The sequence below is a fragment of the Umezawaea sp. genome (genome assembly GCF_057122925.1).
Map to the genome: position 1 here is coordinate 18,781 of NZ_DBNGPQ010000062.1, position 10,717 is coordinate 29,497.

The 10,717-nt window shown below is 72.9% G+C and carries 7 protein-coding genes; 6 read left to right on the top strand and 1 reads right to left on the bottom strand.

Annotation, left to right across the window (positions count from 1 at the left end; genetic code table 11):
* Positions 1–2 precede the first annotated feature (2 nt).
* Genes AC156L_RS14285 through AC156L_RS14310 form a run of 6 tightly spaced genes read left to right on the top strand, consistent with a single transcriptional unit; the run spans position 3 to position 9,474 of the window.
* Positions 3–4,154: a beta-ketoacyl synthase N-terminal-like domain-containing protein gene (locus AC156L_RS14285; protein ID WP_330882537.1), complete on the top strand. Its 4,152-nt coding sequence runs from the start codon at positions 3–5 to the stop codon at positions 4,152–4,154.
* Complete coding sequence (locus AC156L_RS14290) at positions 4,151–4,465, top strand: phosphopantetheine-binding protein (protein WP_330882539.1); 315 nt, start codon at positions 4,151–4,153, stop codon at positions 4,463–4,465. Before AC156L_RS14285 ends, AC156L_RS14290 begins: the two co-directional genes overlap by 4 nt.
* A complete protein-coding gene (locus AC156L_RS14295) occupies positions 4,462–5,262 on the top strand; it encodes an alpha/beta fold hydrolase (RefSeq protein WP_330882541.1) in 801 nt (266 codons plus the stop codon). Before AC156L_RS14290 ends, AC156L_RS14295 begins: the two co-directional genes overlap by 4 nt.
* Positions 5,259–6,389, top strand: coding sequence for a glycosyltransferase (locus AC156L_RS14300; RefSeq protein WP_330882543.1), 1,131 nt, complete (start codon positions 5,259–5,261; stop codon positions 6,387–6,389). Before AC156L_RS14295 ends, AC156L_RS14300 begins: the two co-directional genes overlap by 4 nt.
* Before the next feature lie 8 nt (positions 6,390–6,397).
* Positions 6,398–8,128, top strand: coding sequence for an ABC transporter ATP-binding protein (locus AC156L_RS14305; protein WP_330882545.1), 1,731 nt, complete (start codon positions 6,398–6,400; stop codon positions 8,126–8,128).
* An 8-nt stretch (positions 8,129–8,136) separates the two neighbouring features.
* A complete protein-coding gene (locus AC156L_RS14310; protein ID WP_484406911.1) occupies positions 8,137–9,474 on the top strand; it encodes a DHA2 family efflux MFS transporter permease subunit in 1,338 nt (445 codons plus the stop codon).
* Here the strand turns inward: AC156L_RS14310 and AC156L_RS14315 are convergent.
* Entirely contained in the window at positions 9,447–10,103 is a 657-nt protein-coding gene (locus AC156L_RS14315; protein WP_330882549.1) for an NAD(P)H-binding protein, read from the bottom strand. The genes AC156L_RS14310 and AC156L_RS14315 overlap by 28 nt on opposite strands.
* Positions 10,104–10,717: the final 614 nt, after the last annotated feature.

Genomic DNA, 10,717 nt, shown 5'->3' on the forward strand with positions numbered 1-10,717 from the left:
CGATGAGCACCCCCGTCGCCATCGTCGGCATGTCGGTGCTGCTGCCCGGTGCCCCCGACCTGGACACGTACTGGCGCAACATCACCGGTGGCGTGGACGCGATCACCGAGGTCCCCGCGGGCCGCTGGGACGCCGACTACTACGAGCCGGACCTGGAGCGCCGGGCCGACCGGGTCTACTGCCGCCGCGGCGGTTTCGTGGACCCGCTGGCCGAGGTCGACGTCGTGAGCTTCGGCATCATGCCGAACTCCGTCGCGGGCACCGAACCCGACCAGCTGATCGCCCTGCACGTCGCGGCGGCGGCCATCGCGGACGCGGGCGGCGACGCCCGGCTGCCGGTCGACCGCGAACGGGTCGGCGTGGTGCTCGGGCGCGGCGGCTACCTCACGCCCGCGCTGGCCCGGCTGGACCAGCGGGTCCGGACCGCGCGGCAGCTCGTGCGCACGCTCGGCCAGCTCATGCCGGAGCTGGGCGACGAGAAGCTGGAGCAGGTGCGGCAGGCGTTCAGCGACCAGCTCGGGCCGGACTCGCCCGAGTCGGCCATCGGGCTGGTGCCGAACCTCGCCGCGTCACGGGTCGCGAACCGGCTGGACCTGCGCGGCCCCGCCTACACCGTGGACGCGGCCTGCGCGTCGTCGCTGGTCGCGGTCGACCACGCCGTGCGCGAACTCGCCGACCGGCGCTGCGACGTCGTGCTCGCGGGCGGCGTGCACCACTGCCACGACATCACGCTGTGGAGCGTCTTCACGCAGCTCGGCGCGCTGTCGCCGAGCCAGCGCATCAGGCCGTTCCACCGGGGTGCGGACGGCGTGCTGATCGGCGAGGGCACGGGCGTGGTGGTGCTGAAGCGCCTCGCCGACGCCGAGCGCGACGGCGACCGGGTGTACGCGGTGATCACCGGGACCGGCGTGGCCAGCGACGGCCGGACCGCGTCGCTGGTCAACCCGGACACCGGCGGCCAGGTGCGCGCGATCCGGCAGGCGTGGCTGGCGGCGGGCACCGATCCGACCGAGCCGGGCTCGATCGGCCTGCTGGAGGCCCACGGCACGGCCACCCCCGCCGGTGACGCGGCCGAACTCGCCACGCTGGCCGAGGTGTTCGGGCCCGCCTCCGCGACCGACCGGCCGGTGATCGGCTCGGTCAAGTCCATGATCGGCCACACCATGCCGGCCGCGGGCGTGGCGGCGCTGGTGAAGGCCGCCCTGGCCGTGCACCACGGCGTCCTGCCGCCCACCCTGCACTGCGACGACCCGAACCCGGCGCTGGCGGACACCCGGTTCCGGCCGATCGCCGAGGTGCGGCCGTGGACCGGCGAGGTGCGGCGGGCGGGCGTGAACGCGTTCGGGTTCGGCGGGATCAACGCGCACGTCGTGCTGGAGCAGGCGCCGACGAGCAGGCCGGGACCGGCGGCGGTGCGGGAGCCCGAGCGGGTGCTGCGGCTGTCCGCCGCGTCCCCCGGCCACCTGGCCGCGCTGCTGGACACCGACGACGCGACCGTGCTCGCCGCGAGCCTGGACGAGCGCGAGGCCGCGACCGGGCCGACCCGGCTCGGGATCGTCGACCCCACGCCGAAGCGGCTCGCCCTGGCGCGCAAGGCCGTGGCCAAGGGCGCGGGCTGGCGCGGTCGCAACGACGTGTGGTTCGCGCCGACGCCCCTGCTGGGCGACGGCGGCGGCAAGCTCGCGTTCGTCTTCCCCGGCCTGGAGGCGGAGTTCGCGCCGTCCGTGGACGCGCTCGCCCGCCGGTTCGGGCTCGACTGGCGCTCCGAGGCGCTCGTCGGCGACGTCGGCAGGCACGGCACGGGCGTGTTCCAGCTCGGCAGGCTCCTGGACACCGTGCTGCGGGGGCTCGGCGTGCGACCGGACGGCGTCGCGGGGCACAGCGTCGGCGAGTGGACCGCCATGGCCGCCGGGGGGATCCACTCCGCGCACCAGGTGGACGCGTTCCTCAGCGCGTTCGACCCGGACGCGCTGCGCGTGCCCGGACTGGCGTTCGCTGTGCTCGGCGCCCCGGCCGACCGGGTGCGGGCGGCGCTGGCGAACCAGGACGAGGTCGTGCTGTCCCACGACAACGCGCCGAGCCAGTCGATGGTGTGCGGGCCGTCGGAGGCGGTGGAGGCCCTGGTGTCGACGTTCCGCGCCGACGGCGTGATCAGCCAGGTGCTGCCGTTCCAGTCCGGTTTCCACACGCCGATGCTCACGCCGTACCTCGGGCCGATCCAGCGGGCCGCGGAGACCTACGACATCAACCCGGCGCGGGTGCCGGTGTGGTCGGCCACGACCGCGAGCGAGTTCCCGACCGACCCGGACGACGTGCGCGACCTGTTCGTGCGGCACCTGCTGGAGCCCGTGCGGTTCCGGCCGATGGTCGAGGCCATGCACGCCGCCGGGTTCCGCGCGTTCGTGCAGCTCGGCGTCGGCCAGACCGGCTCGCTGATCACGGACACGCTCCAGGGCCACGACACCCTCGTCGTGTCCGCGCACTCCCCGCACCGCGACGGTGTCGACCAGGTGCGCCGGGTCGTGACCGCGCTGTGGGTGGACGGTGCCGAGCCGGACGTCCGACCGCTGCTGCCCGAGTCGGCCCGCCGCCGCCGGGCTCCGGTCCGGCTCGACCTCGGTGGAGCGCTGATCACCCTGGACGAGCACACGCGCCTGCGGATGCCGGGCCAGGCGTCCGCCCTGGACGGTCTGGTCGACGGCTCGCCGCTCGCGGCCGAGTTGTCGTTGCTGCTCAAGGACACCGCCGACGTGGCGGCCGAGCTGCTCACGCGGCGCGGGCCCACCCCCGTCCCCCCGCCCCGACGGCTCGACGGCGTGCTGCGGGTGTCGGTCGACACCATGCCGTACCTGCTGGACCACTGCTTCTTCCAGCAGCGCCCCGGCTGGCCCGACCACGTCGACCGGTGGCCGGTCGTCCCTGCCACGACCGTGATCGGCCACCTGATGGCGTTCGCGGAGCAGGCCGCACCCGGCAGGCGGGCCGTCGCGGTGCACGACGTGCGGCTCAGCCAGTGGATCACGGCCATCCCGGCGGTCGACGTGCCGGTCAGCGTCGTGCCCGCGGGCGACGACCGGGTGCTGGCCGCGCTGGGCGGCTACTCCCGCGCCGTGGTCGAACTGGCGGCGGGGTTCCCGGCGCCCGCGGCGGAGCCCTGGACGTTCACCGACGAGCGGACGCCCGACCTGACCGCGCGCGAGCTGTACGACGAGCGCTGGATGTTCCACGGTCCCCGGTTCCAGGGGGTCGAGGAGCTGACGGCCATCGGCCCGCGGCACGTGCGCGCCAGGCTGGTCACGCCCGCCGCGCCCGGCGCGCTGCTGGACAACGTCGGCCAGGTGCTCGGCTACTGGATCATGGCGTCGCTGCCGGACCGCACCACGGTGTTCCCCGTCGCGATCCACCGCATCCGCTTCCACGGCGACCACCCGGCCGCCGGTGAGGAGCTGGAGTGCCTGGTGCGCATCACGTCCGTCACCGACGGCGCCCTGACGGCGGACATGCAGCTCGTGCACCGCGGACGCGTGTGGGCGGAGTTCGACGGGTGGTCCGACCGCCGGTTCGACAGCGACCCGAACATCCGCGCCAACGACCGCGCCCCCGGCCGCCACACGCTGTCCACCGTGGAGGACGGCGGCTGGACGCGCGTGCACGAGCGCTGGCCGGACCTGGCGACCCGCGAGCTGATCATGCGCAACCAGCTCGGGAGCGCGGAGCGCGAGCAGTACGACCAGCAGTCGCCGCGCGCCAAGCGGCAGTGGCTGCTGGGCCGGATCGCGGCCAAGGACGCCGTGCGGCGGTGGATGTGGGAGCACGGCGCGGGCGAGGTGTTCCCGGCCGAACTCCTGCTGCGGGACGGCGAGGTCGTCGGCGTGCACGGGCGGGAGGCGCCCGCGCTGACGGTGTCGGTGGCCCACCACGGGGAACTGGGCGTCGCCATCGCGGGACGTGGTCGGTGCGGCATCGCCGTCGAGCCCGCCGACGACCCGGATGCCGTGTCGAAGGCCGGTGAGGCCGCCCTGGCCGCGGCGTTCGGAGGAGGACCCGCGCCGTCGGAGGTGCGGTGGGCGCGGATCGGCAACCCGCCGGGTCTGCCGAGCAGGGAGTACGTCGTGGCCTGGACGGCCGAAGACGAACAGGAGATGAGCACATGAGCGTCGACACCACCGCCCCGGTCACCGAGGACGCGGTACTGGCCGAGATCTCCGGGATGCTGCGGGTCCTGCTCGACGAGTACGGCCTCGACGACGTCGAGATCACCCTGGACACCAGGTTCCACGAGGACCTGGAGCTGGAGAGCATCGACCTCGTGTCGCTGTCCGCCGACCTCAGGGAGCGCTACGGGAACCAGGTCAACTTCGCCGAGTTCATCGCGGGCTTCGACCTGGAGGAGATCATCGCGATGACCGTCGGCCAGCTGGTCGACCACGTCGTGGTGTCGCTGCGCGAAGCGGCCCGCGGATGACGAAGATCCTCGCGGGCGACCTCGACACGCACGTGCAGCGCCTGCCGCCGACGATCCCGGTCGACGGCGAGGCACCCGTCGTGGTGTTCATCCACGGCCTGCTCACCGACAGCCTGGCGAGCTACTACTTCACCCTCGGTCCGGCGTTCGCCGCGGCGGGCGTCGACGTGGTGATGTACGACCTGCGCGGGCACGGCAAGTCCGGCAGGCCCGCGACCGGGTACCAGCTGGAGCGGTTCGTCGCCGACCTGGTGTCGCTGCTGGACGCCATGGACATCACCCGGCCGGTGCACCTGGTCGGCAACTCCTTCGGCGGCAGCATCGCGTTCGGCCTCGCCGCGGCGCACCCGGAGCGGGTCGCCACGGTGATCGCCATCGAGGCCGAGCCGCCGGTGCGGGCGTGGACCGTGCGGATGGCCGAGGGCCTGGACCTGGCCAAGTCGCAGCTCACCCAGGACGAGGTGATCGACTGGATCGCGGTCAACAACGGCAGGCACACCGCCCGGCTGTCGCGGGCCGCGGGCAGGCTCCTCCAGATCACGTCGATGCTGGAGGACATCCCGGTCAGCGACACGATCTCCGACGACCTGTCGGCGATCCGCTGCCCGGTGCTCGCGATCTTCGGCGCGGACTCGGGGCTGTCGCGGCAGGTGCCGTACTTCGAGTCGTACCTGGCGTCGTGCCGCACGGTCGTGCTGCCCGACCAGGGCCACTCGGTGCTGATCGAGCGCACGGACGAGACCCGCGACGCGATCCTGGGCTGGGTGCGCGACCACGCGTTGGGCCGCGTCGGGTGAGCCGGTTCCTCTTCGTGGTGCCGCCGCTGGTCGGGCACGTCAACCCGACCGTCGGGGTGGCCGCGGAACTGGTGGCGCGGGGCCACGAGGTCGCCTGGGCCGGGCACCACGACGCGATCGGGAAGCTCGTCGGCCCCGACGCGCGGGTGTTCGGCTGCGCGTCGCCGGAGCTGGTGCCCCGGAGCGCGGACCTGACCGGTCCGGCCGCGTTCCGGTTCCTGTGGCAGGAGTTCCTGCTGCCGCTGGGCGAGGCCATGCAACCCGGTGTCCGCACGGCGATCAGGGCGTTCCGGCCGGACGTCGTGGTCGCCGACCAGCAGGCCGTCGCGGGCGGGCTGGTCGCCGAGGACCTCGGCCTGCCGTGGATCACCTCCGCCACGACGTCCGCCGAACTCGTGGACCCGCTGTCGGGCATGCCGAAGGTGAAGACCTGGCTGGCCGAGCGGATCGACGCCCTGCGCGGCGGGACCGGCGGACCGGACCCGAGGCTGTCGCCGCACGGCATCCTCGCGTTCACCACGCGGGAGCTGCTCGGCGAGGTCGACCTCCCGCACGACGACGTGTGGCTGGTCGGCCCCTCGATCGTGCCCCGACCGTCCACGGCGGACTTCCCGTGGGAGTGGCTGTCCCGTGAGAAGCCCACCGTGCTGGTCACCCTGGGCACGGCCAACGCCGACGCGGGCCACCGCTTCCTCGCCCACGCCGCGCAGGCGGTGGCGCGCCTGGACGTGCGGGCCGTGCTGGTCGACCCGGACGGCTCGCTGACCGAGGTCGGCGACGACGTCCTGGTGCGCGGGCACGTCCCGCAGCTCGACCTGCTCCCCCACGTCGACGCCGTGGTCTGCCACGCGGGCCACAACACGGTGTGCGAGGCCCTCTGGCACGGCGTTCCCCTGGTCGTCGCCCCGATCCGCGACGACCAGCCCATCGTCGCGGGCCAGGTGGTCGACGCGGGCGCGGGCGTGCGGGTGCGCTTCTCCCGCGCCACCGCGACCCACCTGTCCGACGCCGTCACGGCCGTGCTCGACGAGGCGAACGGCCACCGCGAGGCCGCCGCGCTGGTCGGCGACTCGTTCCGCGCGGCGGGCGGCGCGACCCGCGCCGCCGACCACCTCGAGAAGGTGTGAGGACCCCGATGTCCGGATCTTTCAGCACGCTGCTGTCGTACGCGAGGCCGCACCGCGCGGTCCTGCTGTCCACGCTGGCGCTGACCCTGCTGGCCAGCGCGTGCGGCCTCGCCCAACCGCTGGTGGCGCAGGACGTGCTGACCGCGCTGGGCAGCGGCGGGAGCGTGGCGGGCCCGATCGCGGTGCTGACCGCGCTGCTGCTCGCGGGCGCCGCGCTGACCGGCGGGACGGCGTGGCTCCAGCAGCGCACGTCGGAGAGCGTCGTCCGCGACGTCCGGCGCGGCCTGGTGTTCCGCCTGATCCGCCTCCGCGTGCCCGAGCTGGACCGGCGGCCCCCCGGCGACCTGATCGCCAGGGTCACCTCCGACAGCACCCTGCTCCAGAGCGCGGCCACCGAGGGCCTGATCCTGGTGGTCAACGGGGCGCTGACGCTGGTCGGCGCGATCGTGCTGATGGGCACCCTGCACCTCGGCCTGCTGGGCGTGACGCTGCTGGTCCTCCTCGCGGTGGCCGCGGTCCTGACCCTCGTGCTGCCCCGCATCCGCGAGGCCGTGGCGCGGGCGCAGGAGTCGGTCGGCGCGATCGGCGCCACCCTGGACCGCACGCTGGGCGCCGCGAGGACCGTGAAGGCCAACGGCGCCGAGGACCGCGAGACCGCACGCGCCGAGGAGGCGGTGGAGCACGCCTACCGGGCCGGGCTCGTCGGCGCGCGCTACTCGGCCGTGGTCAGCGTCGTCTCCGGCGTGTCCATCCAGGGCGCCTTCCTGGCCGTGCTCGGCTTCGGCGGGATGCTGGTCGCGTCCGGCGACCTCTCGGTGGCGTCGCTGATCGCGTTCCTCCTCTACGTGTTCTTCCTGGCCGGGCCCATCGCCTCGCTGGTGGGCGGTGCCAGCAAGATGCAGCAGGGGCTGGGCGCGGTGGGCCGCATCGAGGAGGTCCGCGACATGCCGGTCGAGGACGACGTGGCGGCGCTCGTGGCGCTCCCCGACGGCCTGCCCCCGCCCGCGATCGAACTCCGCGACGTCCACTTCACCTACCCCGGCCGCACCCCGGCGCTGAAGGGCGTTTCCTTCACCGTCCCCGGCGGCACTCAGACGGCACTGGTCGGCCTGTCCGGCGCGGGCAAGACGACCATGTTCGCGCTGCTCCAGCGCTTCTACGACCCGGCGGCGGGCTCGGTCCTCATCGACGGCGTGGACGTCTCCTCGATGACCCGCGCCGAGGTCCGCCGCCGCATCGCCTACGTGGAGCAGGACGCCCCCGCGATGGCGGGCACGATCCGCGACAACCTCCTCTACGCCGCCCCGGCGGCCACCGACGACGAGATCACCGAGGCGCTGCGCGTGACCTGCCTCGACCGCCTGGTGGACGGTCTGGAGCTGGGCCTGGACACCTCCGTGGGCCCGCGCGGCGTGACCCTGTCCGGGGGTGAGCGCCAACGGCTCGCCATCGCCAGGGCGTTGCTGCGCAAGCCGCAGGTGCTGCTCCTGGACGAGGCCACGGCCCAGCTGGACGCCCGCAACGAGCAGGCGCTGCGGGACGCCGTGACCCGTGCCGCGCGGCGGTGCACGGTGGTGCTGATCGCGCACCGGCTGTCCACGGTGACGGAGGTGGACCAGATCGTCGTGCTGGAGCACGGACTGGTGCGGGCGAGGGGCACGCACCGCTCCCTGGTCGACGACGACGACCTGTACCGCGAACTGGCGTCGACCCAACTCCTTGCCGATGCCATGGAATAGTCGGGTGCGTGCCGGTGCGCAAACCGCTCGTGCTCGCCATCTGCTGCATGAGCCTGTTCATCGTCGGGTTGGACGCGACGATCGTGAACCTCGCGCTGCCCTCGATCCGCCGCGAGCTGGGCGCGTCGGTGACCGGTCTCCAGTGGACGGTCGACGCGTACACGCTGGTGCTGGCGGCGCTGCTCGTGCTGTCCGGCTCGACGGCCGACCGGCTCGGCAGGCGCCGCACGTTCCAGGCCGGGCTGGTCCTCTTCAGCGTCGGCTCGCTGCTGTGCAGCATCGCGCCGTCCGTCGGGCTGCTCGTCGTGTTCCGGATGGTCCAGGCCGCGGGCGGCTCGATGCTCAACCCGGTGGCCATGTCGATCATCACGAACACCTTCACCGAGAAGCGCGAACGCGCCAGGGCCATCGGCGTCTGGGGTGGCGTGGTCGGCCTCAGCATGGCGGCGGGCCCGCTCGTGGGCGGTGCACTGGTCGAGACGATCGGCTGGCGCTCGATCTTCTGGCTCAACGTCCCGGTCGGCGTGCTGGCGGTCGTGCTGACCGCGCTGTTCGTCCCCGAGTCGAAGGCGGCCAGGCCGCGCAGGCTCGACCCGGTCGGGCAGGTGCTGGTCGTCCTGGTCCTCGCGGGCACCGTCTTCGGCATCATCGAGGGGCCGGGCGAGGGGTGGACGTCGCCGCTCATCATCGGCTGCTTCGTCGTCGCGGCGCTCGCGCTGGTGGGCCTGCTGCGCTACGAGCCGCGGCGGGAGGACCCGCTGCTGGACCTGCGCTTCTTCCGCAGCATCCCGTTCTCCGGGGCCACGGTCATCGCGGTCTGCGCGTTCGCCGCCCTGGGCGGGTTCCTCTTCCTGAACAGCATCTACCTCCAGGAGACGCGCGGGTTCTCCGCGCTCCACGCGGGCCTGCTCACCCTGCCGATGGCCGCCACGACCGCGGTGTTCGCCCCGTTGTCGGGCCGCATCGTCGGCGCCTGGGGGGCGAGGGTGCCGCTGCTGATCGCGGGCACCGGCCTGACCACCGCGGGCGTGCTGCTGACCACCACCACGCCCACGTCGTCCCTCGCGTTGCTGGTCGTCGCCTACGCGGCGTTCGGCATCGGGTTCGGGATGGTGAACGCGCCGATCACGAACACGGCGGTGTCCGGCATGCCGACCGAGCAGGCAGGCGTGGCGGCGGCCATCGCCTCCACCAGCCGACAGGTCGGCGCGGCGCTGGGCGTCGCCCTGATCGGCGCCTTCGCCGGGAGCGCGGTGGGCTGGTGGATCATCGCCGGGTGCGGCGTGGCGGTCGCCGTGCTGGGCGCGGCCACGACCGGTCAGCGGGCGTTGAAGTCCGTGCTGTAGTGGATCTTCTTCGCCGGGCTGGTGCGCGCGACGTCCAGCATCGCCAGGCCGATGTTCTCGGTGGTGGTCGTCGCCCTGGGCAGCAGCTTGTTCAGCAGCGGGTAGGCCTTGCCGAAGACGGAGTACACGGCACGGGCCCAGCGGTGCGGCGACGCGACACCGTGCAGCGGCTGGATGTAGCCGGGCCGGAAGGCGTACCCGCGCAGCGGCAGCGCCATCACCTCGTTCTCGGTCCTCCCCTTCACCCTGGCCCACATCTGGCGGCCCTTCTCGGTGCTGTCCGTTCCCATGCCCGAGACGTAGATGAAGGTCGAGTCCGGGTTGACCTCGGCCAACGTCCGGGCGGCGGCGAGGGTGAAGTCGTAGGTGATGCGGGTGTACTCGGCCTCGTCCTTGCCGACGGAGGAGGTGCCCAGGCAGAAGAAGCAGGCGTCGTAGCCGGTGAACTGGTCCTTCACCGCGGAGAAGTCGGTGAAGTCGGTGTGGATGTGTTCGGTGAGCTTCGGGTCGGAGGTGCCGGTGGGGCGGCGGACCACGGAGAGGACGGAGTGGACGTCGGGCGCGAGGAGGCACTCACGCAGAACACCCTGGCCGACCATGCCGCTCGCACCGAACACGATGACCTTCATGGGTGGAGGTTAGAGGACGGTGGGGCCGGCCAAGCTGGACGCTGGGACTTCGCGGTCCGACGCAACTCGCCCGCTGTCCCGGTAGCGCGCGTGAGACGGCGTCGCACGACCCGGCGGCGGGGTGAACGGAAGCACCCAACTCAAGCCGTGCGAACGAAAGCACCCAACTCAAGCCGTGCGAACGGAAGCACCCAACTCAGGCTGTGCGAACGGAAGCACCCAAGTCAACCGTCGCAGTCCCCCTCCGCCGGCCCGATCCGAAGCGCCCTCGCAGTTTCCGTTCTTTGTCAAGGCATCTTTCCTACCTTGACAAAGAACGGAAACTGTAGGAGATAATTGCGCGAGCGGGGTGGCGGAGGGTGTCCGCCTTCGTGACCTGGGGTGCCAGCTGCGAGCTGGGCGGCTTCGACTTCCAGCGTGCTGTGGCCGATTTGACTCGGGGACCCCTCGATTTGACCCTTGATCGGGCAAAAAGGGCAGTCCCGAAAGCCTGCCCGATCACAAATTTTAAGGGTCAAATCCCCCGAGTAAAATCGGCCACGTTTCAGGGAAGGCCCCGACTCACTTTCGCGCGAAATCGGTCATGGCTGGCAGATGATCCCGACCTGTCCAGG

Bases quoted from the DNA above. Each gene is read 5' to 3' on its own strand.
- AC156L_RS14315 (WP_330882549.1), bottom strand. From the start codon at position 10,103: ATGAAGGTCATCGTGTTCGGTGCGAGCGGCATGGTCGGCCAGGGTGTT.
- AC156L_RS14290 (WP_330882539.1), top strand. From the start codon at position 4,151: ATGAGCGTCGACACCACCGCCCCGGTCACCGAGGACGCGGTACTGGCC.
- AC156L_RS14285 (WP_330882537.1), top strand. From the start codon at position 3: ATGAGCACCCCCGTCGCCATCGTCGGCATGTCGGTGCTGCTGCCCGGT.
- AC156L_RS14305 (WP_330882545.1), top strand. From the start codon at position 6,398: ATGTCCGGATCTTTCAGCACGCTGCTGTCGTACGCGAGGCCGCACCGC.
- AC156L_RS14295 (WP_330882541.1), top strand. From the start codon at position 4,462: ATGACGAAGATCCTCGCGGGCGACCTCGACACGCACGTGCAGCGCCTG.